Consider the following 22,274-nt stretch of genomic DNA (forward strand, 5'->3'; position numbering starts at 1 on the left):
AGGCCGGCCTGCGCGAGGCCGAGGCCCTGCTGGTCGATCCCGAGATGCGCGAACTGGCGCAGGACGAACTGTCGCGCCTGCGCGCCGCGCTGCCCGAGCTGGAACATGCGCTGCGCATCGCGCTGTTGCCGCGCGACGCCGCCGATGCCCGCCCGGCCATCCTGGAGATCCGCCCCGGCACCGGCGGCGAGGAGGCGGCGCTGTTCGCCGGCGATCTGCTGGCCATGTATCGCCGCTTTGCCGAATCGCAGGGCTGGCAGTTCCAGATGCTCGAACTGGCCGAATCCGACCTGGGCGGCGTGCGTGAGGCGGTGGCGCGGATCGAGGGCGAGGGCGTCTTCGCCAAGCTGAAATACGAATCGGGCGTCCACCGCGTCCAGCGCGTCCCCGAGACGGAATCGGGCGGGCGCATCCATACCAGCGCGGCCACCGTGGCCGTGCTGCCCGAGGCCGAGGCGGTGGATATCGACATTCCCGCCAGCGATATCCGCATCGACACCATGCGCGCCAGCGGCGCTGGTGGCCAGCATGTCAACACCACCGATTCGGCAGTGCGCATCACCCATCTGCCGACCGGCATCGTGGTGACCAGTTCGGAAAAGTCCCAGCACCAGAACCGCGCCAATGCCATGGCCGTGCTGCGGGCGCGGCTTTACGACATGGAGCGGTCGCGCGCCGATGCCGAGCGCGCCGCGGACCGCAAGAGCCAGGTCGGCTCGGGCGACCGCTCGGAACGCATCCGCACCTACAACTTCCCGCAGGGCCGGATGACCGACCATCGCATCGGCCTGACGCTCTATGCGCTCGACCGCATCATGCAAGGCGAGATCGGCGAGATCGTGGCGGCGCTGACCGCGCATGACCAGGCCGCGCGCCTGGCCGCGCAGGGCGAGTGATTCCGTGACCGGGGCCGAGGCCCTGCGGCAAGGCGCCGCTCGACTCGCCCAGGCCGGGGTGCCCGGTGCGGCCGAGGATGCCCGGCTGCTTCTGGCCCATGCCCTGGACCTGCCGCGCCACCAGTTGACCGGCGTGCTGGCCGCGCCGCTGCCGCCCGAGGCGCTGCGACGTTTCGACGCAGCGCTTGCCGCCCGCGCCGCGCGCCAGCCGGTCAGCCAGATCCTTGGTCGCCGCGCCTTCTGGAAGCACGAGTTCCGCGTGACCCGAGACACGCTCGACCCGCGCCCCGAGACCGAAACGCTGGTCGAGGCGGCGCTGGCGGAACCCTTTGCCTCGGTCCTGGACCTTGGCACCGGCACGGGGGCGATCCTGATCTCGCTTCTGGCCGAACGGCCGGGCACGCGCGGGCTTGGCACCGAAATTTCGCCGGCCGCTCTTGCCGTGGCGCGGGAAAATGCCAAGGTCATGGGGGTTTGCGCGGATTTTCTCGAATCCGACTGGTTTGCCTCGGTCACGGGGCAATTCGACCTGATCGTCTCCAACCCGCCCTATATCGCGCTTGCGGAAATGGCGCAGCTTACGCCCGAGGTGCGGGAATGGGAGCCGCAGCAGGCGCTGACCGACGGGGCGGACGGGCTTTCCGCCTATCGCGCCATCGCCGCCGGGGCGCCCGCGCATCTGGCGCCCGGCGGCCGGCTGATGGTCGAGATCGGTCCCACGCAGGGCGCGGCCGTGGCGGCGCTGATGCGTGCAGCCGGGCTGGCCGAGCCCCGCATCCTGCCCGACCTGGACGGGCGCGACCGGGTCGTCGCCGCCCGAAAGCCGCTTTGATCCGGCAAGGTTCCGCGCCTTTCGCGGGTTTTGACGAAATTTTCGCTTGTAAGCGGCGCTGCGGCGTGTTTATTCGCAATTGTGACGGGGGCGCGCCGCCCACGCACGGGTCAGTCATACTCAGATAACCCAGCCTTTCACTGGTGACGCGGGAGCCGGAGCAAACGCCGCACCTGCGCTGACACCCGCCTTAGGAATGACCCCAACCTCAGCCGGCCCTTGCCGGACATAAACTGACAACAAGCTGATGAGATCATCCAAATCCCGTTCGCGTAACAAGTCGAACCGACAGCGTTCGCTGGGCAATATCGTCAACCGCGTCTTCGATTCCTCGGGCCCCGAGGGCAAGGTGCGCGGCACGCCCCAGCAGATCATCGAGAAATACCTCACGCTCGCCCGCGACGCCCAGCTTTCCAACGACCGGGTGGCCGAGCAGAGCTTTCTTCAACACGCAGAACATTACACCCGCATGCTGGGCGAGGCGCAGCGCGAGCAGGCCGAACGCCAGGGCCACCAGCAGCAGGGGCGCGACGACGATGCCCAGGATGGCAACACCTCGGCCGCGTCCGAGAACGGCAATGGCCAGAACGGTCATCACGGCCACCGCCAGGATCGTCAGGATCGCCACGACCGGCGCGAGGACCGCCGCGACGAGCGTCGCGACGACCGCCGCGAGGAACGCCAGCAGCCCGCCCCCCGCATGGAAGCCCGCGCGGAAGAGCGCGCCCAGCCGGCTGCCGCGCCCATCGATTCCGGGCTGCCGCCGGTGATCACCGCGGACGAGGATGCCGCCGGCCCGGTCGAGACCCCGGAAAGCGCCGCGACCTCTGCCGATGTGCCGGCCGAGCCCGCCGTGGCCCCGGAAGCCTCTGCCGCGATCTCGGCCGAGCCCGCCGCTGCCGAATCGGCCCCGCGCCGCCGCAGCCGCAGCACGACCGCAGCGCCGCGCAGCCGCAAGAAACCGTCCGAAGACGGCGGCAAGGCTCCCGCCGCGAAATCCTCGGGCCGCGGCACCAAGGCGGCGAAGACCCAGCCCGAAAGCGCCTCGGGCGAATGAGGCTCAGCGCGGTGCGGCGGCCAGGCCCCGCGCCAGCGCGCAGAACTGCTCCAGCCCGATCTCTTCCGCGCGGGCGGTGGGGGCGATGCCGGCTTGGACCAGCAGCGATTCGATCTCCGGGTGCAGGCCCTTCAACGAGGCGCGCAGCATCTTGCGGCGCTGGTTGAACCCGGCCGCCACCACCCGGTTCAGCACTGCCGGATCGGCCGGATAGCGCGGCTCGGGCAGGGCGGTCAGGTGGACGACCGCCGAATGCACCTTGGGCGCCGGGACAAATGCCTCGGGCGGCAGGGCCATCACGATCCGCGCCTCGGTCCGCCATTGCGCCAGCACGGCCAGGCGGCCGTAAGCCTTGCCGCCCGGCTGCGCCACGATGCGCTCGGCCACCTCTTTCTGGAACATCAGCGTCAGCGACTGCCAGAAGGGCGGCCATGCGGCCGGCGTCAGCCAGCGGATCAGCAACTCGGTGCCGACATTATAGGGAAGGTTCGCGACGATGCGAATCGGCGGGGACAGATGCGCCAGCGGATCGACCTCCAGCGCATCGCCATGGATCACCTCCAGCCGGCCGGGATAGGCGGCGGCGATCTCGGCCAGGGCGGGCAGGGCGCGGGCGTCCTTCTCGATCGCCAGCACATGCCGCGCACCCTCCGCCAGCAGCCCGCGGGTCAGGCCGCCCGGACCGGGCCCCACCTCGATCACGTCACAGCCCGTCAGGTCGCCGGCCGTCCGCGCGATCTTGGCGGTCAGGTTCAGATCCAGCAGGAAATTCTGCCCCAGCTGCTTCTTCGCCCGCAGATCGTGGCGCGCGATCACCTCGCGCAGCGGCGGCAGCCCGTCGATGGCGCTCATCGCCGGCCCGCCATCTCATGCGCCATGCGCAGCGCCGCGATGACGCTTTGCGCATCGGCGATCCCTTGGCCGGCGATGTCGAAGGCGGTGCCGTGATCGGGCGAGGTGCGCACGAAGGGCAGGCCCAGCGTCACGTTCACGCCCCCGGCGAAATCCAGCGTCTTGATCGGGATCAGCGCCTGGTCGTGATAGGCGCACAGCGCCGCGTCGTAACGCGCCCGTGCCGCCGGATGGAACATGGTATCGGCCGGCAGCGGCCCGCGCAGGTCGAAGCCTTCGCGGCGCAGCCGCTCGATCAGCGGTGCCATCCAGCGCGCCTCCTCGTCGCCCATGACGCCGTTCTCACCGGCATGCGGGTTAAGCCCGGCGATGGCCAACCGCGGCCGGGCCAGGCCGAAATCGCGCCGCATCGCGGCATCGGTGATGCGGATCGCCTGCTCCAGCCGCAGGGGCGTCAGGGCCAGCGGCACCTCGGACAGCGGGATGTGGATGGTCACCGGCACCACCCGGCAGGGCGGCTCGACCGTGGTCGAGGCCAGCATCATCACCACCGGCACGTCGCCGGCCAGATGCGCCAGATATTCGGTATGGCCGGGAAAGCCGAAGCCGGCCCCGCGCTTCAGCGCCTCCTTGTTGATCGGCAGGGTGCAGATGCCGCCCGCCGCGCCCGACAGGGCCAGGTCGACGGCGCGGGCGATGACCTCGACCACCGCGGGCGCATTGGCGGGATCGGGCCGGCCCGGCACCGCCGGCGCCGGGAAATCATGCCGCAGCACTGCCAGCAGGCCCTCGGGCACCGACTCGCCCGGAGCTGCGACCTCGGCCCAGGGGGTTCCTTCGGGGAGATGCCGCGGATCGCCCAGGAACACGAAGGGCACGCCCGAGGCCAGCGCCTTGGGCGCCAGCTCCGGCCCGACGCCCGCCGGCTCGCCGCAGGTCAGGATGATGGGACGGGCTTCAGTCATCTTCTCCGTTTCCCAAATACCCTCTGGGGGTCCGGGGGGCGAAGCGCCCTCGGTGGCGGGGCCGGGGGCTCACGGCCGCCGGATGATCGCATTGGCGCGCAATTCGGCCAGGTAGTTGTCGGCGGCCTGGCCGACCTTGCGGCTGAAGATCTGGTTGCGCATCTCCTCGCGGTCCGGCAGCGCGTCGGGGTCGGGCGCGGCGGCCGTCTCGCCCTCCGCCGTCACCGCCACCGGCGCCTCCGGCGCAGCGCCGGAGGCCAGCAGCGCGGACTGGCGCTTGCACAGCATCAGCAGCTCGGCCGCGCCGCCCTGGCTGACCACCGAGGTTTCGTTGTCGTCCAGCACGGCCAGCCGCAGCGCCTCTGTGGCCGGGATCTGGCCCTGGGACAGGGTCTGGCGCTGGATCTGTTCGGGCGGCAGGCCGCGGGCATGCACGAAAAGATCGGCGCAAGTGTCGGAAAGCGCCGCGATCCGGTTCGCCTCGGCCAGGCTGGCCAGCCGGAAGCGCACGTAATCCAGCACCTGTTCCCTGGCGCCGGGGCGCAGCGTGCCGCGGCTGTCGCGCAGGTAGAACAGCACCACCGCGCCCTCGACGGTCAGGGGCTGGCTGATCTGGCCGGGCTTCATCGACAGGATGATCGGCCGCAGCGAGGGCGGCAGGTTCTCCAGCGGCATCCAGGGCAGCCGCCCGCCTTCCCCGGCCGAGGGCGTGGCCGAATGCCGGCGCGCGGCCGCGGCGAAATCCGCCTCCGAGCGCACGCTCTGGACCAGCGATTCCGCCAGGCCCATGGCCTGCGCCTCCTGGCCGGGCGGGGCGGGGATGATCAGTTCCGACAGCGCGACATGGGTGATGCGCGGCGTCTCCAGCAGGCGCTGCATTTCCTGGTCCAGTTCGGCATCGCTGACCTGGACCTGCGGTACCAGGCGCTGGCGCACCACCTCGCGCCAGACAATGCCGGCGGCGACGAAATCGCGGAAGGTCTGCCGCTCGACCCCGGCCTGGGCCAGGGCGCGGGTGAATTCCTCGACGCCAAGATTGGCGCGGCCGGCGAACTCGGCCAGGCCGGCGTCGATCTGGGCGTCGCTGGCGGCAATGCCCATCTGCTCCGCGGCAAACAGGCGCAGCCGGTCGTCGATCAGCGCCTGCTCGGCCGAGGCGCGGTCGGCATCGGGCGCGCGCAGGATCTGCAGGAAGCGGATGCGCTGCTCCAGCTCATAGCGGGTGACGGCCGAATCGTTGACATAGACCAGCGGCTGGAACGGATTGCCCTGCGCAAAGGCCGGGGCCACCCCGCCTGCTGCCAGCATCGCGGCCATGGCCGCCCCCAGAAGAATTCGCCGCATCAGCTCCCTCGCCGCATGGTTTTGCCGGACATTAGCGCAGGCAGGCGCGGCGCGCCACCGTTCCCGGACCGGGCTTTTGCTGGCCGAAGCCGCCCAGCCGGATACCCAGGTCGAAACGGGTGTCGGGCCGCACCTCGTCCGAAGAGGTAAAGCGCCGCTCGACCGACATTTCGACGGTTATGCATTCATTGCGATATTCCAGGCCCAACTGCGCCTTTTGCGCGCGATCGGCGGTGAAGTCATAGCGCGTCTCGGTCGTGGCCCACCAGCCGGGCGCGACCTGCCAGCCCCCGGCCATGGTCAGTTCCGACACATCCTCGGGCCGGCTTTCGCCCTTGTCCGAATCAAGCCAGAGATAGCCGGCCGAGACCTGCAGGCCCGGCTGGAACCAGCCCAGCCGCAGCTCGTTGCGGCTGATCGAGAAGCCGTCGTCGAACAGCGCCCGGTTGACCAGTGCCAGCCCGTTCATGCCCTGATAGGTGGCCGAGACCAGCCAGTCCGACCGCTTGCCGCCCAGCGGCCCGCCGTCCCAGAATGCCGGGTCCGCCGGGTCGTTTTCGAAGGCCGGATCGGCCTTGTTGCGAAAGACCCGCCCGGCGGTCAGGCCGATCGACCAGCCGGCCGGGTCGATCCGCGTCCAGCCGATGCCCAGATTGGCGCGCCAGCCCGATTCGCGCGCGTCCCAGCCCGGAAAGCGGTTCAGCGCGAACAGGTTGCCCTCGTCGAACTCGATCAGGCGGCTGTCCTCGTTCGGCACCTTGTCCTCGGCATCGCGTTCGGGCGACCAGACCAGCTGCGCCACCGGCTCGACGATATGGGTGACGCCGCCGGAATGGCGGGCCAGGGGCCAGCGCAGCTCGGCGGCCAGCACCGGATCGGTGCGCATCACCCAATCCTCGTAATCGCTGTCCTGGTTGATGCGATAGAAATCGGCATCAAGCCGGGTCTCGACCGTGCCGACCAGCCCGCCGGGCAGGATCGCGCTGCGATACCAGTCCAGCGCGACCGAGCCGCGGGCCATGTCCCGGCCGTCATGATCCGTCGAGGACGCACGGCGATGGGCGTGCAGCGACCATTCCAGGCTGGCGATGCCGCCGATCCGGCCGGGGGTCCAGCGCCGCTTCCACAGCGCATCGGCGACCACCGAGGGGGTGACCTCCTCGGGTTCGTCCTCGCGCAGCGATTCGTAATTGCCGATCCGGGCCATCATCATGCGGTCGCGGCGCACGCGGTCCAGCGTCAGTCCGCTCCACAGCCGGTCGGCGTTGGAGATGTCGTAATCCAGCAGATAGGCGCGGTTGCTGGCCATCTGGATCTGCAGGCCCAGCATGTAGCCGCGCGGCAGCTCGAACCGTGCGCCGCCGAACAGATAGCCGCGGGTCTCGCCCTCCTCGATGTCGTCGCGCGAGATGGCGCCGTTCCATTCCATCGCGCCGTTGCTGAAGGCCTGGCGATAGCGCAGCTCCAGCGTACGGGTGCGCGACAGCGCGACATAGGGCGTCAGCGTGACGTCGGCATGATCGCCCAGCGTGACGAAATAGGGCAGCTTGATGCCGAAACCCAGCCCCGAGGTGGTGCGGAATTGCGGCCGCAGGAATCCGGTCATGCGCTCGACGCTGGGATCGGGCGCGGTCAGCCAGGGCAGGCTGGCGATGGGCAGGCCAAGCGCGCGAAACTGCGGGCGGTCGAAATGCAGCTTCTGCGTGCGCGCGTCATGGGTGATGGCTCGGGCGCGGATTTCCCACAGCGGGATCGGGTTCTCGGCACAGATCTGGCAGCTGGAGGCGACGACATTGTCCAGCCGGGTGACGGCGCCGTTCTCGCTGCGGCGCATCTCGCGCGCGGCCATCTGCATCTCGCGCGCCAGCACCAGCCGGGCGCCGCGCAGGATGCCGTCCTGCATGTTCGGGTCCAGCTGGGCGCTGTCGGCGATCAGGATGGTTTCCTGGGGCGTGCCGGCGCGGGCGGGTTCGGTCAGGTGGATCGGCCCCTCGATCACCGCCGTCCCGCTTGCGTTGTCATAGACCACGCGCGAGGCGATTAGCCGCGCGCCGCGATACCAGATCACCACCCCGCCCGAGGCGGTCAGCCGGTTGTCCGCGCCCAGCGTCACCTGATCGGCCAGCAGCGTGGCCGGGCTGCCCGCGCCCTCGCCATCGCCGCCGGCGATGCGCAGGCTGCCGGGCCGTGCGGCGAGGCTGGGCGTATGCGACGCCTCGGTGCCGTCGGCGAAGCGGGCGGTGCCGTCGGGGCTTTCGGTCGGGGCCAGCGCCGGGCCGTCGGGGCCCTGCGGCACCTCGTCGGGCTGGTTATAGACCGGCAGGGTCTGGCCCTCGGGCGTCAGGCTCTGCCCCGGGGCCATGCCGGGCAGCAGGACCGCCAGCAGCGCGGCGCTGGCCGTTTTCGCAGTCTTCCGTCCCCTGTGGCCACGCGCCATCAACCGTCCTCCAGCCGCAAGAGTGCCCCCAAGGCGAAAAGCAGCGCCACGATGGGCGGCGCCCAGCCGGCCAGGGCCGGCGGGATGCCGCCATTGTCGCCCAGCACCTGCGCCAGATTGCGCAGGAAGAACAGGGCGATGCCGCAGCCGAAGGCCCCCAGCACCAGAAGCCCCATCCGGCGCCCGCGCATATGGCGCATGGCGAAGACCGCCGCGATGGCGATCATGGCCGCCATCAGCAGCGGCCGGGCCAGCTCCATCTGGAACCAGACCTTGTGCCGCTGGGCGGAAAAGCCCGCCCGCTCCAGTCCCTTGATGAAGGCCGGCAACTGCCAGACCGGAATCGCCTCGGGCCGGCCGAAACTGTCGCGGATGCGGGCGGCGGTCAGGTCGGTCGGCAGTTCCAGCCGCGGCGCGGTGCGGGCCATCGCCTCGGGGTTTGGCTGGGTCAGCGGCCATTCCTTGGTGTCAGTCAGTTCCCACGCCCCCTGGGTCAGCCGCGCCGTGGCGGCGTCGATGCGCCGGGTCGGCCCGATCTGGGGCGAATAGACCGTGAAGGTCGCGTCATAAAGCGTCGTGGCATCGGGGCTGGCGCGGCTGGCGCGGATGACGACCTGGCCCGCGGTCTCGGTCCCGTTCGCGCCGGGCGCGGGCAGGGCCTGGCGCAGCCAGACCGCATTGTCGCCGACGCTGACGGTCTGGCCGCCGCCGCTGCGCATCTGCGCGACCGCGTCGTCATAGCGTTTCGTGGTCGCCGCCACCATCGGGTTCAGCACCGCGACCGCCAGCATCCCGGCCAGCGCAGCGGTGATCGCCGGGGCGCAAAGCACCCGGATGCCCGAACGCCCCGAGGCCCGGATCGCGACCAGTTCCGACGTGCGCGACAGGCCCAGAAACAGCGCGATCCCCGCCAGCACCGTGATGAGCGGCAGGATGGAATAGAAGCTGGCGGTGATGTTCAGCAGCGACAGGCCCGCGGCGCCCGAAAGCCCGATATTCTCGTCCGAGAAGCGGCGGATCTGCTCGACGATGTCGATCAGGAACAGGATGGCGCCGAAGATCGCCGCGATCATCACCAGCATGCGCAGGAAGCGCCGCGCGACATAGGTGGACAGGATCATGCCGCGCCCCCTTTCGCCGCCCTGGGCTTCGGGCTGCCGCGCAGCCGCCGCGGCCGGGCGGCAAGCCACAGCACCGCGGCGCAGATCGCCGCCCCGGCCAGGGGCGAGACATAGATCAGCGGCCAGCGCGCGGCATTGCCGGCGACCTGGTTCTCGGCCGCGGTGCCGAGGAACTGCACCACGATCAGCGCCACCACCGCCCAGATCACCTGCCGCCAGACGCCGAAGCGGCTGAAGCCGCCCAGCAGCAGCATGCCAAAGCCCAGCAGCGCCGCCACCGGCGCCTGGAAGGGCTTGGCCAGCCGCTCATGCGCCTCGGCCAGGGCGCGGTCGGGGGTGGCGCCGGTCGCGGCCAGCAATTCCGGGTCGGGGTCCATCAGCCGCAGCGTCGAATAGGCGCGCAGGTCGCGCTTGCGGCTCGCCCCGGTGTCGATCAGGCTGCCCAGGTCATAGGCCAGTTCGGAAAACCGCGTCACCGACAGGCTTTGCCGGTCGCCGGCATGGCGCAGATCCTGCACCATGCCCTGCATCATCACCAGCCGCGGCCCCTCGTCGGTCCTGACCAGCAGCGCCTCGGCCGCGGTATAGGTGGTCTGGCTGCCGGGGTCGCGGGCGTCTTCAAGAAAGAAATCAACCAGCCGCCCGTCCGCCGCGATGTCGCGGATGTAAAGCGTGACGCCCTGCGCCGGATACTGGAACGAGCCGGCGCGCAGGAATTGCGCGGTGACGTTCTGCGCGATCTCGGCCTGGCGGTCGGCCAGCCGCCCGCGCGCCATCGGCACCACGGCATGGACGAGCAGCGCCACCATCAGCCCGACCAGCACGCCGAAGACCAGCACCGGCCGCGCCAGCCGCCAGGGCGAGATGCCGGTCGCCTGCATCGCCACCAGCTCCGATTCCGAGGCCAGGCGGTTGGTGCCATAGGCGCTGGCCGCGAAGGCCGCGATGGGCAGCACGACCGAGATCACCAGCGGCAGGGTCAGCGCCGTGAATTCCAGCACCACCAGCGCGGTCTGCCCGTCCGAGATCAGCTGCTCGAACAGCGAGACGGCGCGGTTGATCCAGTAGACCGACACCAGCACCAGCGCAAAGAACCCGAACAGGGTCATAAGTTGCGACAGGATGTAGCGGTCGATGCGGGGCATGGGGGCTTTCGCGGGCTCGGACCCCGCCTGATTAGCCGTTGCGCGGGCGTTGGGAAAGCCCCGGCTCTGGTCAAGCCGCGCGGGCGTGACTAGTTTCCGCCAGGACGGAGCAACGCGAGGGGGCAGGACCATGACTCATCCAGTCGAAATTTCCTTTACGGCGACGGATGTCGCGGGGCTGGCCGAGCGGCCCGGCCGCATCGCCATCCTGGTGCCCAAGACCGGGCGGCTGCCCGCCGGCCTGCCGCGCGCCACGCGCGAGGCGGTGGGGCGGGCCTTCGCATCCGAGGCCTGGAAGGCGGTCAAGCCCGGCAAGGCGCTGGAGCTGGCCTTTCCCGCCGGGCTGAAGGCGGAATCGTTGCAGATCGTGCTGCTGCCGTCCGGCGCCGACGTGGCGACGTCGCGGGCGGCGGGTGCCAGCATCGGCGCCCGGCTGGGCAAGGCCGATACCCTGGTGCTGGCCGGCAACCATGCGCGCGCCGCCGAGGTGGCGCTGGGGCTGGCGCTGCGGGCCTATGACTTCTCGGCCTACAAGACGAAGAAATCCGGCAATGGCGCCGCCGCCGAGGGCGAGACCCCGGCCGAGCCCGCCGCGACCACCAGCCACACCGGCGCGCCCCAGGATGCGCGGCTCTCGGATGCGGCAGGCACCGACGAGCCGGCGTCCGGGCCGGCTCAGGGCGCCACGCCGCGCGGCCGGGTGATCTTCATGCACCAGGATCCCGAGGCGCTGGCCCGCGCGGCCACCGACGGCGCCGCCCTGGCCGAGGGCGTGTTCTTCACCCGCGACCTGGTGAACGAGCCCGCCAATGTGCTGACCACCAGCGATTTCGCCGACCGGCTGCTGGCCATGCGCGAGCTGGGCCTGGAGGTCGAGGTGCTGGAGGAGGATGAGCTGGCCAGGCTGGGCATGCGGGCGCTGCTGGCCGTGGGGCAGGGGTCCGAGAGCCCCTCCAAGGTCGTGGTCATGCGTTGGAACGGCGGCGGTGATGCCGCGCCGCTGGCGCTGGTCGGCAAGGGCGTGGTCTTCGACACCGGCGGCATCTCGATCAAGCCCGCCGCCGGCATGGAGGAGATGACCATGGACATGGGCGGTGCGGGCGTGGTCGCCGGCGTCATGCGGGTGCTGGCGCTGCGCCGGGCCAAGGCCAATGTCGTGGGTCTGGTTGGCCTGGTCGAGAACATGCCCGACGGCCGCGCCCAGCGTCCGGGCGACATCGTGCGCTCGATGAAGGGCGACACGATCGAGGTGATCAATACCGATGCCGAGGGCCGGCTCGTGCTGGCCGATGTGCTTTGGTATGCGCAGCAACGCTTCAAGCCCGCCGCCCTGGTCGATCTGGCGACGTTGACCGGCGCCGTCATCATCGCGCTGGGGCACGAGAATGCCGGGGTATTCTCGAATGACGACGCCTTCGCCACGGCGGTGCTGAATGCCGCCAAGGCCGAGGGCGAGGGCGCCTGGCGGCTGCCGCTGGGCCCGGCCTATGACAAGCTGATCGATTCGCGCCTGGCCGACATCAAGAACACCGGCGGGCGTGCCGCCGGCTCGATCACCGCGGCGCAGTTCCTGCAGCGTTTCGTGGGCGAGGGCATGCCCTGGGTGCATCTGGACATCGCCGGGGTGGCGCTGCCGCCCGCCGAGACCGGGCTGGCGCCCAAGGGGGCATCCGGCTGGGGCGTGATGACGCTGGACCGGCTGGTGCGCGACCGCTTCGAGAAGCAGGGCTGATGGGCTCGGCCCTGTTCTACCACCTGACGCGCTCGGGTCCGGCGCAGCTCTTGCCGATGCTGATCGGCAAGAGCCTGCAAGCGGGCTGGCGGGTCGAGCTGCGGGGCAGGGACCGGGCGCGGCAGGTGGTGCTGGACGAGAGGCTGTGGCTGGACGAGGGCTTCCTGCCGCATGGCCTGGCCGGCGGGCCGCATGACGCCCGCCAGCCGGTGCTGCTGACCGTCGAGGGCCAGGCGGCCGTCAATGCCCCGCGCTGCCTGATCGCGCTGGACGGGGCCGCGGTCTCGGGCGCGGAATGCCTGGCGCTGGAACGCGCCTGCATCGTCTTCGACGGCAATGATCCAGAGGCATTGGAACGCGCCCGGACGCAATGGCGGGCGCTGAAGGCCGAGGATATCGCTGCGGAATACTGGTCCGAGGCCGGCGGCCGCTGGGAGCGCAAGCAGTAGGGCGGGGCCGGAAGTTCCCGAACCCCTCGGCGGGTCATCGCCGCTGTCCCGCTTGCCCGGCCGCGGGCTCGAGGAACGGGGTGCAGGGGTGGGAAAGCATCCCCTCGATCTCGCCGCCACAAGGTCGCGCCAGAGACAGGCGGCGGCCGCTTCCAATGGGCGCGATTCACGCGACGCGCCGGAAATCGCGGCGCTTCCTGCCGCAGAGGTCGTCGCAGAGCTCCGGGCGGCGTCCTGCCCCGGAACCGGCTCGAAAGCGGGTTTGCGGGCGGCCCCGCTTGCGCTTTCAGGCCGCCTGTCGGCAACCGCGCCACAGCGTCGGCAGGCTTGCGGGAATGACCCGGTAACTGCGGCCCGGCGCGCATCGACTGCACCGGCAGGCCCTGCAATGCAGGAACTTTCTGGGTCTGAGGGAATGAGATGGTGCTGCGAGAGAGGATTGAACTCTCGACCTCTCCCTTACCAAGGGAGTGCTCTACCACTGAGCTACCGCAGCGCCGTGGACGGGGCTTTAGACCGACTGTGCCGGGGGTGCAAGAGGGAAGATCGGGAAAAATGCATTTCGCCGATCGTTGCCGATCGCCGTGCGGCCAGGGCGCCGCCGCTGGACGCAAGCCGGCAAGGACGCTAACAGAAAGCCATGACAAGGACACCCCGCGATCCCCAGGACGACACACGCGAAGCGCGGCTCAAGGCGGCGCTGCGGGCCAATCTTGCGCGACGCAAGGCGCAGGGGCGCGCTCGGGCCGGGACGGCGCAAGAAACCACGAACGAGCAGCACGGGTCGGAGATGCCGCCAAGCAGGCAAGTGCCCGGAAACGAGGAATAGATGGACCAGATCATTGTAAGGGGGAACGGGCCGCTCAAGGGCGAGATCCCGATCGCCGGGGCCAAGAACGCCTGCCTGGCGCTGATGCCGGCGACCCTGCTGACCGACCAGCCCTTGACGCTGACCAATGCGCCGCGGCTGTCGGACATCCGCACCATGACCGCGCTTCTGCAATCGCTTGGGGCCGAGGTCGCCAGTCTTCAGGACGGGCAGGTGCTGGCGCTGTCGAGCCACGACCTGACCAGCCACCGCGCCGATTACGACATCGTGCGCAAGATGCGCGCCTCGATCCTGGTGCTGGGGCCGATGCTGGCGCGGGACGGCCATGCCGAGGTCTCGCTGCCCGGCGGCTGCGCCATCGGGGCGCGGCCCGTGGACCTGCACCTGCGCGCGCTGGAGGCGATGGGGGCGGAGCTCGACCTGCGCGAGGGCTATGTCCATGCCAAGGCGCCTTCGGGCGGGCTCAGGGGCGCGGTGATCGACTTTCCGCTGGTCTCGGTCGGCGCGACCGAGAACGCGCTGATGGCGGCGACGCTGGCCCGCGGCACCACCGTCATCAACAATGCCGCGCGCGAGCCCGAGATCGTGGACCTGGCCGAATGCCTGCGTCGCATGGGCGCGCAGATCGAGGGCGAGGGAACCTCGACCATCACCGTCGAGGGCGTGCAGGCGCTGGGCGGCGCCACGCATCCGGTGGTGACGGACCGGATCGAGCTGGGCACCTACATGCTGGCCCCGGCGATCTGCGGCGGCGAGGTCGAATGCCTGGGCGGCCGCATCGATCTGGTCGCCGCCTTCTGCGAGAAGCTGGACGAGGCCGGCATCGAGGTGGTCGAGACGGCGCGCGGGCTGAAGGTCGCGCGCAAGAACGGCCGTATCCGCGCGGTCGACGTGGTGACAGAGCCCTTCCCCGGTTTCCCGACCGACCTGCAGGCGCAGATGATGGCGCTGCTTTGCACCGCCGAGGGCACCTCGGTCCTGGAGGAGAAGATCTTCGAGAACCGCTTCATGCATGCCCCGGAGCTTGCGCGCATGGGCGCCCGGATCGAGGTGCATGGCGGCCACGCCACCGTCCATGGCGTCGAAAAGCTGCGCGGCGCCCCGGTGATGGCGACCGACCTGCGCGCCTCGGTCAGCCTGATCCTCGCCGGGCTCGCCGCCGAGGGCGAGACCATCGTCAGCCGGGTTTATCACCTCGACCGCGGCTACGAGAAGGTGGTGCGCAAGCTGCGCGGCGTCGGCGCCGATATCGAACGCATCAAGGAGGTTCCCGCCGATGGCTGACGCCCGTTTCACCGATGCCGATCCCGCGCCGCTGGCGCTTATGGCCGGCGACGCCGACGACCTGACCGTGATCTCGACGCTGGTGCAGGACGCGATCCTGCCGGTGACCGAGATCGTCTATGATGGCCGACACCGGCAACTGGCGCTGCTCCTGAACCGTTTCCGCTGGGAGGATGCCGATCTCGCCCGCCGCGACGGCCGCCCCTATGAACGGGTGCGCGCGGTACTGCTGGTCTCGGACGTGCGGCGGGTGCAAAGCGACGGGATCGACCGCACGGACAAGGACCTGATCCTGGAACTTCTGACCCTGACATGGCAGGCGGGCGAGGACGGCACCGGCCTGCTGCTTCTGCAGTTTGCCGGCGACGGCACACTGGCTGTCGAAGCAGAGTGCCTGAATGTCGAACTGCGCGACGTGACGCGGCCTTATATCGCCCCCTCGCGCCGCGCGCCGCAGCATCCAGACAGTTGATCCGGCGAATCTTCCCGGTCCGGCACACTGCCGGTCGCCAGGTCGCATGGGTATTTGAGGAACGAAGAAGGCCACCTGACTTCTCTGTTCCCCAAATACCCGAATTCGGCCCTGCAACCGGCGCTGAACGGGCTGGTTCGGTGCTGCCATAGCCGCTTGAGCCCCCTGGCCCTTGCCGCTAACAAGGTCGGGTCATTGAAGGCCTGACCCATGCCCATCCATCTTTCGACCGCCCAGCCCGATTTCGCCGAACGCTTCGCCGCGCTTCTGTCCATGAAGCGCGAGGATGCGGCCGATGTGAACGATGCCGTGGCCGCGATCATTGCCGATGTGCGCGACCGGGGCGATGCGGCGCTGGTCGAGCTGACCGGGCGTTTCGACCGCCTGGCGCTGACGCCGGAGACGCTGGCCTTCTCGAAGGAGGAGATTGCCGCGCAGACGGCGCAGGTCTCGGCCGAGGATCGCGCCGCCCTGGCCATGGCTGCAAGCCGCATCCGTGCCTATCATGCCCGGCAGATGCCCGAGGATCTGAGCTGGACCGATCCCGAGGGCGCGACGCTCGGCTGGCGCTGGACGCCGGTCTCGGCCGCCGGGCTTTATGTGCCGGGCGGGCAGGCGAGCTATCCTTCCTCGGTGCTGATGAATGCCATTCCCGCGCGGGTGGCGGGGGTCGAGCGGCTGGTGGTCTGCGTGCCGACGCCCGGCGGCGCGGTGAACCCGCTGGTGCTGCTGGCGGCCGAGCTTGCCGGGGTGGACGAGATCTATCGCATCGGCGGCGCGCAGGCGATTGCCGCCATGGCCCACGGCACCGAGACCATCCGGCCGGTGGACAAGATCACCGGGCCGGGGAACGCCTATGTCGCGGCGGCCAAGCGGCAGGTCTTCGGCCGCGTCGGCATCGACATGATCGCCGGCCCCTCGGAGGTGCTGATCATCGCCCAGGGCGCGCAGAACCCGGAATGGCTGGCCTTGGACCTGCTCGCGCAGGCCGAGCATGACGCCGATGCCCAGTCGATCCTGGTCACGCCGGACGAATCCCTGGCCCGCGCCGTGGTGGCCGAGGTTGAGCGCATCCTGCCGACCCTGCCGCGCGCCGAGGTGGCGGGGGCGAGCTGGCGTGACTATGGCACGGTGATCGTGACGCGCGATCTCGACGAGGCGGCGGCATTGTCGGACCGGCTGGCGCCCGAGCATCTGGAGCTTTGCGTCGACGATCCCGAGGCGCTGGCGCAAAAGACCCGCCATGCCGGGGCGATCTTCCTGGGCGGCTGGACGCCCGAGGCGGTGGGCGATTACGTCAGCGGCCCCAACCACGTCCTGCCGACGGCGCGCTCGGCGCGGTTCTCGTCCGGCCTGTCGGTGATGGATTTCCTCAAGCGCAGCACCATCGCCCGGCTTTCACCCGAGGCGCTGGGGGCGATCGGCCCCGCGGCGGTGCGGTTGGCTGAATCCGAGGGGCTTTCGGCGCATGGCCGCTCGGTCTCGGCGCGGCTGGCGGTCCTGAACGGGGGGCAAGGATGAGTCAGTCCGCCAACAGGCTGTGCCGGATCGACATCGACGACAGCGCGCTGCCCCCTCCCACGCCCGAGATCGAACAGGACCGCCGCGTCGCGGTCTTCGACCTGCTCGAGGACAACAGCTTCACCCTGCCCGGCCGTGAGGGGCAGGCGGTTCCCGCCGGTCCCTATGCCCTGGCCCTGGCGGTGCGCGAGAAGCGGCTGGTCTTCGACATCGCGACCGAATCGGGCGACAAGGTGGCGGAGTTCCACCTGTCGCTGGGCCCGTTCCGGCAGACGGTCAAGGATTACTTCCAGATCTGCACCAGCTATTTCGATGCGGTCAAGCGCCTGCCTCCGGCGCAGATCGAGGCGATCGACATGGCCCGTCGCGGCATCCATAACGAAGGGGCCCGCACCTTGCAGGAGCGGCTGGAAGGCAAGGCCGAGGTCGACATAGACACCGCCCGGCGCCTGTTCACCCTGATCTGCGCGCTCGTTCCGGAGTGATTCGTGGCCGGACCGATTCCCCATTCGGTGCTGTTCTGCTGCGACCACAACGCCATCCGTTCCCCCATGGCCGAGGGGATGATGAAGAAATTCTACGGCCGCGCTGCCTATGTGCAATCGGCCGGTGTCAGGAACGACATGGAAATCGACGGCTTTGCCATCGCCGTCTGCAAGGAGATCGGGGTCGAGCTTTCCACCCATCGCGCGCGATCCTTCGAGGAAATGAAGGCCTGGGGGGACGATCTGACCAGTTTCGACCTGGTGATCGCGCTGTCCCCGGCCAGCCAGAGGCAGGCCCTTGAACTGACGAGGGTTTCTCATCTGGACGTGGAATATTGGCCGATCATGGACCCCAGCGGCCTGGCCGAGGGGCGCGAGGCGAAGCTGGCGCTTTACCGCGGCGTGCGCGACCAGATTCGCAAGCGGATGATCGAGCGGTTCGGCCCGCCGACCGAATGCTGAAGAAAACTGGCGCGTGCTAACGGAATCTTAGCCTATTGGCGCAATCCTGCCGGAAATCCTTTGCAGGAGTTATCCGGGATGACCCAAATCCAGCGGCTTCACCACGATCTCGAATGGGCGATGCGGGCGATGGGCTCGCATCGCGCGGTGCTGATCCTCGACCGGGCCGGCCATATCGTCGCGGTGAACCAAAGCTACCTGGGCATGTGCGGCTATCGGCGCGAGGAGTTGGTCGGTCGCCCCGTGGTGATGCTTCTGGACCCCGCGGACTGGGTGCCGGACCGGATCCGGCGCATGCTCGGGATGCCGGATGGGTGCGAGGCGCGGCTCCATCATCTGGTGCAGGTCGCCAAATCCGGCCGGCGCTTTCGGGTCGATGCCCGGATCTGTCCGATTCGGGACGACGGGGGCCGGGTCTGCCTGACGGTGCTGTTCCTGCGCGAGCCGGTGGAGGAGGCGGGGTCGCAGCGCCCGGCCCTGCCGCGTATCGCAGGCATGGGGCAGGTCATCCCGCTGCCGCGGCACCGGCCTGCCTGGCCGCGTGCGCGGCCAGGCCGATCCGGCTGGTCTGGCACCGACATGGCCCTGTGCGCCCCGGCGCGCCGCGACCATTGACGCCGGCCGGGCGCGGGGGACGAAACTGGCAGGAGGTCAGACGACGACCGCGGCGCCCTCGGTGGCGGGGCCGACATTGCGGCGGAAAGCGGCGAAAAGCTCGCGCCCTAGCCCCTCGGCGGAAGGCGAGGGGTCATGCGTGATCGCCGGCCGGTCCTCGAAGCCGGGGGCCAGGCAGGTCAGCGTGCCGGCCACCGCGTCGAGCCGGACGGGATCGCCGTCGCGCAGCCGCGCCAGCGGCCCGCCATCCGCCGCCTCGGGCGAGATATGGATCGCCGCGGGAACCTTGCCCGAGGCGCCGGACATGCGGCCGTCGGTGACCAGGGCCACCCGCAGCCCGCGGTCCTGCAGCACGGCCAGCGTCGGGGTCAGCGAGTGCAGTTCGGGCATGCCGTTGGCACGCGGGCCCTGGAAGCGGACGACGACCACCACGTCCTCGGTGAACTCGCCGCGCTTGAAGGCGGCCTTGACCTCTTCCTGGTCGGAAAACACGCGCGCCGGCGCCTCGATGACATGGCGCTCCGGCGCCACGGCCGAGACCTTGATGACGCCGCGGCCCAGGTTGCCCGACAGCTGCTTCAGCCCGCCGGTGGCGGCAAAGGGACTGGCGGCCGGGCGCAGGATCTTGTCGTTCAGCGTCTGGCGCGCGCCCTCGACCCATTCGATCCGGCCGTCCTTCAGTTTCGGTTCGCTGGCATAGGCGCCAAGCCCGCCGCCGGCGATGGTGCGCACGTCATCATGCAGCAGCCCCGCCTCCAGCAACTGGCCGATCATGAAGCCAAGGCCGCCCGCGGCGTGGAAATGGTTCACGTCGGCCAGGCCGTTGGGATAGACGCGGGCCATCAGCGGCACGGTTTCGGACAGGTCGTGGAAATCTTCGAGATCCAGGATCACCCCGGCCGCCCGCGCCATCGCCGGCAAGTGCAGCACCAGGTTGGTCGAGCCGCCGGTGGCCATCAGCCCGACGATGCCGTTCACGAAGGCGCACTCGTCCAGCACCTCGCCCGCCGGCAGGTAGTCGTTGCCCAGCCGGGTGATCGCGGCCACGCGCTGGACCGCGGCGCTGGTCAGCGCCTCGCGCAGCGGCGTGTTCGGATTGACGAAGCTGGAACCGGGCAGGTGCAGGCCCATGAACTCCATCAGCATCTGGTTGGTGTTCGCCGTGCCGTAGAAGGTGCAGGTGCCCGGCGCGTGATAGCTGGCCATCTCGGCCGCCATCAGCGCCTCGCGCCCGACCTCGCCGGTGGCGAATTGCTGGCGGACCTTGGATTTCTCGTCATTGGGCAGACCCGAGGGCATGGGCCCGGCCGGCACGAAGACCGCCGGGATATGGCCGAAGGTGGCGGCGGCGATGATCAGCCCCGGCACGATCTTGTCGCAGACGCCCAGGTAAAGCGCCGCATCGAAGACGTCATGCGTCAGCGCCACGCCCGAGGCCAGCGCGATCACGTCGCGCGAGAACAGCGACAGTTCCATCCCCGGCCGGCCCTGCGTGACGCCGTCGCACATCGCCGGTACGCCGCCCGCGACCTGCGCCGTGGCGCCCGCCGCATGGGCGGCCTGGCGGATCAGGTCGGGATAACGCTCATAGGGCTGATGGGCCGAGAGCATGTCGTTATAGGCGGTGACGATGCCGATATTGGGCTTGCGGGTGGTGGCGAAATCCGCCTTGTCGGGCATGGCGGCATAGGCATGGGCCTGGTTGCCGCAGGACAGATGCGCGCGGCGCGGCCCCGCCTCGGCGGCGCGGGCGATCTTGGCCAGATAGGCGCTGCGGCTATGGATCGAACGCTCGCGGATGCGGTCGGTCACCCGGTCAATGGTGGCGTGCAGGGTCATGGCTCGCTTCTCCTTTGGCACCAATGTAGCCTGTTAGCGGTAACATTGCAACCGGCCTGCTCTTGCCCGCGGGCGCTTGCCGTGGCAATCCTGCGCCGTTTTGCACGAGGCCGCCATGACCGCCGATCTGCCCATCATCCGATTGCGCCCGAAATCCAAGCCCCAGGCGATCCGCCACGGCTTTCCCTGGATCTTTGCCGACGAACTGGTCACGGACCGGCGAACGCGCGCCATTCCGCCCGGCAGCTTTGCCGTGCTGGAAGATGCCGAGCGCCGGCCGCTGGGGCTGGTCACGGTGAACCCCGATTCGCGGATCATCGCCCGCGTCATGGACCCCGACCCGCAGGTGCGGATCAGCCGCGGCTGGATCGCCGCGCGGCTGCACCGGGCACTGGCGCTGCGCGAACGGCTGTTCGATGCGCCATTCTACCGGCTGGTCCATGCCGAGGCCGACGGGCTGCCCGGCACCATCATCGACCGTTTCGGCGATGCCGCGGTGATCCAGCCCAACGCCGCCTGGGCCGAGCGCATGGTCGAAGACATCGCCGCGGCGCTGCGCGAGGTTGCCGGCGTCTCGACCGTGATCCTGAACGGGCAGGGGCGCGCACGCGGGTTGGAGGGCCTGCCCGAGCGGACCGAGATCCTGTCGGGCGCCGTCGACGGCCCCGTCGAGGTGCCGATGAACGGCGCGATCTATCTGGCCGACCTGGTGCAGGGGCAAAAGACCGGGCTGTTCTATGACCAGCGCCCCAACCATGCCTTTGCGCAGCGGCTGGCGCAGGGCCAGCGCGTGCTGGACGTGTTCTCGCATGTCGGCGGCTTCGGCCTTGCCGCGCTGGCGGTGGGGGCGGTCCATGCCACCTGCATCGACGGCTCGGCCGCGGCGCTGGATCTGGCGCGGGGCGGCGCGCGCGCCATGGGCGCCGAGTCGCGGCTGGCCACCCGCCAGGGCGACGCCTTCGAGCAGATGGAGGCGCTGGCCGCCGAGGGTGCGCAGTTCGACCTGGTGATCTGTGATCCGCCGGCCTTCGCGCCCTCGAAACCGGCGCTGGAGGCGGGCCTGCGCGCCTATGAGCGGGTGGCGAAGCTGGCCGCGCCCCTGGTCGCACCGGGCGGCTATCTGGGCCTGTGTTCCTGCAGCCACGCCGCCGATCTGGCCGCATTCCGCAATGCCAGCGCCCGCGGCATCGGCCGGGGCGGGCGGCGGATGCAACTGCTGCATACCGGCCAGGCCGGCCCGGACCATCCGACGCTGCCCCAGCTGGCCGAGACCGGCTATCTCAAGGCGCTGTTCTTCCGGCTGGACGGATGAAGGCGGTCCTGGACGCCTGCGTGCTGTTCCCGACCGTGCTGCGGGAAATCCTGATCGACACGGCGGCGGCGGGGCTGTTCCAGCCGGCCTGGTCGCGCCGCATCCTGGACGAATGGCGCCACGTCGCCACCCGCCAGGGCGCCGAGGCCGGGGCCGAGATCGCGCTGCTGCAGGCGCGTTTTCCGCAGGCCCTGGTCGAGCCGGGGCAGGGGGGATTCGGCCTCGACCTGCCCGACCCGGCCGATCGGCATGTGGTGGAATGCGCGCTGGCCGCCGGGGCAGCGGCGATCGTCACCGCGAATCTGCGCGACTTTCCGCGCGGCGCGCTGGCATCGGTCGGGTTGCGGGCGATTCATCCCGACGAGTTCCTGCGCGACCTCTATCTGCGGGCGCCGGACCCCGTCCTGGCCGCGGTCCAGGCGACCGAGGCGCGCGCCCGCGCCGCCGGCGGCGACATGACCCGCAAGGAACTGATGCGCCGTGCCCGCCTGCCGCGCCTGGCCAAGGCCATCGCGCGTCTTGATACAACCCAGGCCGCGCCCTTCCCGTGGCCTGGCGCAACCCCGCGGGAACCGAACTGAAAGGGGACGGATTTGAAGGACTTGATGTTACCGCTAACATCAGC

21 protein-coding genes, 1 tRNA gene and 1 pseudogene are annotated in these 22,274 nt (G+C 70.2%); 14 read left to right on the top strand and 9 right to left on the bottom strand.

The genetic code is table 11. The features are described 5' to 3' along the window. The 3 genes from prfA to ACDP63_RS08550 form a co-directional block, all read left to right on the top strand. The coding region (gene prfA, locus ACDP63_RS08540) for a peptide chain release factor 1 (RefSeq protein ID WP_409927901.1) at positions 1-896 on the top strand (896 nt) is incomplete at its 5' end. A 4-nt stretch (positions 897-900) separates the two neighbouring features. Further along, a complete protein-coding gene (gene prmC, locus ACDP63_RS08545; RefSeq protein WP_024845309.1) occupies positions 901-1,728 on the top strand; it encodes a peptide chain release factor N(5)-glutamine methyltransferase in 828 nt (275 codons plus the stop codon). 247 nt (positions 1,729-1,975) lie between these two features. After that, entirely contained in the window at positions 1,976-2,785 is an 810-nt protein-coding gene (locus ACDP63_RS08550) for a DUF4167 domain-containing protein (RefSeq protein ID WP_024845308.1), read from the top strand. A gap of 3 nt (positions 2,786-2,788) precedes the next feature. Here ACDP63_RS08550 and rsmA read toward each other — a convergent pair whose 3' ends face one another. The 7 genes and pseudogenes from rsmA to lptF form a co-directional block, all read right to left on the bottom strand. Next, the gene (gene rsmA, locus ACDP63_RS08555; protein ID WP_024845307.1) at positions 2,789-3,637 is read right to left on the bottom strand and encodes a 16S rRNA (adenine(1518)-N(6)/adenine(1519)-N(6))-dimethyltransferase RsmA; all 849 of its coding nucleotides are present in this window, start codon (positions 3,635-3,637) and stop codon (positions 2,789-2,791) included. After that, positions 3,634-4,602 (bottom strand): 4-hydroxythreonine-4-phosphate dehydrogenase PdxA, encoded by a 969-nt coding sequence (gene pdxA / locus ACDP63_RS08560; RefSeq protein ID WP_024845306.1) that lies wholly within the window; start codon positions 4,600-4,602, stop codon positions 3,634-3,636. The genes rsmA and pdxA overlap by 4 nt, the downstream gene beginning before the upstream one ends. Positions 4,603-4,671: 69 nt before the next feature. Continuing rightward, positions 4,672-5,481 carry a peptidylprolyl isomerase gene (locus ACDP63_RS08565; protein WP_256233577.1) on the bottom strand — a complete coding sequence of 270 codons (810 nt, stop codon included), beginning with the start codon at positions 5,479-5,481 and terminating at the stop codon, positions 4,672-4,674. Positions 5,482-5,556: 75 nt separating this feature from the next. After that, positions 5,557-5,955: pseudogene (locus ACDP63_RS08570) on the bottom strand (SurA N-terminal domain-containing protein); the annotation flags it as partial. 22 nt (positions 5,956-5,977) lie between these two features. Beyond that, on the bottom strand, positions 5,978-8,383 hold the full coding sequence (locus tag ACDP63_RS08575) for an LPS-assembly protein LptD (protein WP_024845304.1): 2,406 nt from the start codon (positions 8,381-8,383) through the stop codon (positions 5,978-5,980). Further along, the gene (gene lptG, locus ACDP63_RS08580) at positions 8,383-9,504 is read right to left on the bottom strand and encodes an LPS export ABC transporter permease LptG (RefSeq protein ID WP_024845303.1); all 1,122 of its coding nucleotides are present in this window, start codon (positions 9,502-9,504) and stop codon (positions 8,383-8,385) included. The genes ACDP63_RS08575 and lptG overlap by 1 nt, the downstream gene beginning before the upstream one ends. Then, positions 9,501-10,649, bottom strand: coding sequence for an LPS export ABC transporter permease LptF (gene lptF, locus ACDP63_RS08585; protein WP_024845302.1), 1,149 nt, complete (start codon positions 10,647-10,649; stop codon positions 9,501-9,503). The genes lptG and lptF overlap by 4 nt, the downstream gene beginning before the upstream one ends. Positions 10,650-10,779: 130 nt before the next feature. Here lptF and ACDP63_RS08590 point away from each other — a divergent pair, with 130 nt between their 5' ends. Further along, entirely contained in the window at positions 10,780-12,381 is a 1,602-nt protein-coding gene (locus ACDP63_RS08590) for a leucyl aminopeptidase (RefSeq protein ID WP_024845301.1), read from the top strand. Beyond that, on the top strand, positions 12,381-12,830 hold the full coding sequence (locus ACDP63_RS08595) for a DNA polymerase III subunit chi (protein WP_024845300.1): 450 nt from the start codon (positions 12,381-12,383) through the stop codon (positions 12,828-12,830). The genes ACDP63_RS08590 and ACDP63_RS08595 overlap by 1 nt, the downstream gene beginning before the upstream one ends. Positions 12,831-13,251: 421 nt before the next feature. On the opposite strand, the gene ACDP63_RS08600 is transcribed toward ACDP63_RS08595, so the two are convergent. Continuing rightward, a tRNA-Thr gene (locus ACDP63_RS08600) sits at positions 13,252-13,326 on the bottom strand. Positions 13,327-13,470: 144 nt separating this feature from the next. Between ACDP63_RS08600 and ACDP63_RS08605 the strand changes: the two genes are divergently transcribed. The 7 genes from ACDP63_RS08605 (at position 13,471) to ACDP63_RS08635 (ending at position 18,498) form a co-directional block, all read left to right on the top strand. Then, complete coding sequence (locus ACDP63_RS08605; RefSeq protein WP_074990784.1) at positions 13,471-13,659, top strand: hypothetical protein; 189 nt, start codon at positions 13,471-13,473, stop codon at positions 13,657-13,659. Then, entirely contained in the window at positions 13,660-14,943 is a 1,284-nt protein-coding gene (gene murA, locus ACDP63_RS08610; protein WP_024845535.1) for a UDP-N-acetylglucosamine 1-carboxyvinyltransferase, read from the top strand. Further along, a complete protein-coding gene (locus ACDP63_RS08615; protein WP_024845536.1) occupies positions 14,936-15,415 on the top strand; it encodes a DUF2948 family protein in 480 nt (159 codons plus the stop codon). The genes murA and ACDP63_RS08615 overlap by 8 nt, the downstream gene beginning before the upstream one ends. Positions 15,416-15,625: 210 nt before the next feature. Further along, a complete protein-coding gene (gene hisD / locus ACDP63_RS08620) occupies positions 15,626-16,936 on the top strand; it encodes a histidinol dehydrogenase (protein ID WP_024845537.1) in 1,311 nt (436 codons plus the stop codon). Next, a complete protein-coding gene (locus tag ACDP63_RS08625) occupies positions 16,933-17,421 on the top strand; it encodes a UPF0262 family protein (RefSeq protein ID WP_024845538.1) in 489 nt (162 codons plus the stop codon). Before hisD ends, ACDP63_RS08625 begins: the two co-directional genes overlap by 4 nt. A 3-nt stretch (positions 17,422-17,424) precedes the next feature. Continuing rightward, positions 17,425-17,883, top strand: coding sequence for a low molecular weight phosphatase family protein (locus tag ACDP63_RS08630; protein ID WP_024845539.1), 459 nt, complete (start codon positions 17,425-17,427; stop codon positions 17,881-17,883). 78 nt (positions 17,884-17,961) lie between these two features. Beyond that, positions 17,962-18,498 (top strand): PAS domain-containing protein, encoded by a 537-nt coding sequence (locus ACDP63_RS08635; protein ID WP_024845540.1) that lies wholly within the window; start codon positions 17,962-17,964, stop codon positions 18,496-18,498. Between the two features lie 36 nt (positions 18,499-18,534). Here ACDP63_RS08635 and edd read toward each other — a convergent pair whose 3' ends face one another. Beyond that, positions 18,535-20,337 (bottom strand): phosphogluconate dehydratase, encoded by a 1,803-nt coding sequence (gene edd, locus ACDP63_RS08640; protein WP_024845541.1) that lies wholly within the window; start codon positions 20,335-20,337, stop codon positions 18,535-18,537. 115 nt (positions 20,338-20,452) lie between these two features. Between edd and ACDP63_RS08645 the strand changes: the two genes are divergently transcribed. Both ACDP63_RS08645 and ACDP63_RS08650 read left to right on the top strand, forming a co-directional pair. Next, a complete protein-coding gene (locus ACDP63_RS08645; RefSeq protein ID WP_409927902.1) occupies positions 20,453-21,649 on the top strand; it encodes an RSP_2647 family RNA methyltransferase in 1,197 nt (398 codons plus the stop codon). Beyond that, entirely contained in the window at positions 21,646-22,230 is a 585-nt protein-coding gene (locus ACDP63_RS08650; RefSeq protein WP_028710123.1) for an RSP_2648 family PIN domain-containing protein, read from the top strand. Before ACDP63_RS08645 ends, ACDP63_RS08650 begins: the two co-directional genes overlap by 4 nt. Positions 22,231-22,274 lie beyond the last annotated feature (44 nt).

The organism is Paracoccus sp. P2 (genome assembly GCF_046335115.1).
GTDB lineage: Bacteria > Pseudomonadota > Alphaproteobacteria > Rhodobacterales > Rhodobacteraceae > Paracoccus > Paracoccus pantotrophus.

Excerpts from the sequence above, each read along its gene's own strand:
- pdxA (WP_024845306.1), bottom strand. The coding sequence starts at position 4,602 with ATGACTGAAGCCCGTCCCATCATCCTGACCTGCGGCGAGCCGGCGGGC.
- ACDP63_RS08575 (WP_024845304.1), bottom strand. The coding sequence starts at position 8,383 with ATGGCGCGTGGCCACAGGGGACGGAAGACTGCGAAAACGGCCAGCGCC.
- ACDP63_RS08590 (WP_024845301.1), top strand. The coding sequence starts at position 10,780 with ATGACTCATCCAGTCGAAATTTCCTTTACGGCGACGGATGTCGCGGGG.
- rsmA (WP_024845307.1), bottom strand. The coding sequence starts at position 3,637 with ATGAGCGCCATCGACGGGCTGCCGCCGCTGCGCGAGGTGATCGCGCGC.
- ACDP63_RS08650 (WP_028710123.1), top strand. The coding sequence starts at position 21,646 with ATGAAGGCGGTCCTGGACGCCTGCGTGCTGTTCCCGACCGTGCTGCGG.
- murA (WP_024845535.1), top strand. The coding sequence starts at position 13,660 with ATGGACCAGATCATTGTAAGGGGGAACGGGCCGCTCAAGGGCGAGATC.
- ACDP63_RS08595 (WP_024845300.1), top strand. The coding sequence starts at position 12,381 with ATGGGCTCGGCCCTGTTCTACCACCTGACGCGCTCGGGTCCGGCGCAG.
- ACDP63_RS08550 (WP_024845308.1), top strand. The coding sequence starts at position 1,976 with ATGAGATCATCCAAATCCCGTTCGCGTAACAAGTCGAACCGACAGCGT.
- ACDP63_RS08615 (WP_024845536.1), top strand. The coding sequence starts at position 14,936 with ATGGCTGACGCCCGTTTCACCGATGCCGATCCCGCGCCGCTGGCGCTT.
- lptG (WP_024845303.1), bottom strand. The coding sequence starts at position 9,504 with ATGATCCTGTCCACCTATGTCGCGCGGCGCTTCCTGCGCATGCTGGTG.
- ACDP63_RS08645 (WP_409927902.1), top strand. The coding sequence starts at position 20,453 with ATGACCGCCGATCTGCCCATCATCCGATTGCGCCCGAAATCCAAGCCC.
- ACDP63_RS08605 (WP_074990784.1), top strand. The coding sequence starts at position 13,471 with ATGACAAGGACACCCCGCGATCCCCAGGACGACACACGCGAAGCGCGG.
- ACDP63_RS08625 (WP_024845538.1), top strand. The coding sequence starts at position 16,933 with ATGAGTCAGTCCGCCAACAGGCTGTGCCGGATCGACATCGACGACAGC.
- hisD (WP_024845537.1), top strand. The coding sequence starts at position 15,626 with ATGCCCATCCATCTTTCGACCGCCCAGCCCGATTTCGCCGAACGCTTC.
- ACDP63_RS08635 (WP_024845540.1), top strand. The coding sequence starts at position 17,962 with ATGACCCAAATCCAGCGGCTTCACCACGATCTCGAATGGGCGATGCGG.
- edd (WP_024845541.1), bottom strand. The coding sequence starts at position 20,337 with ATGACCCTGCACGCCACCATTGACCGGGTGACCGACCGCATCCGCGAG.
- ACDP63_RS08565 (WP_256233577.1), bottom strand. The coding sequence starts at position 5,481 with ATGCAGCGCCTGCTGGAGACGCCGCGCATCACCCATGTCGCGCTGTCG.
- lptF (WP_024845302.1), bottom strand. The coding sequence starts at position 10,649 with ATGCCCCGCATCGACCGCTACATCCTGTCGCAACTTATGACCCTGTTC.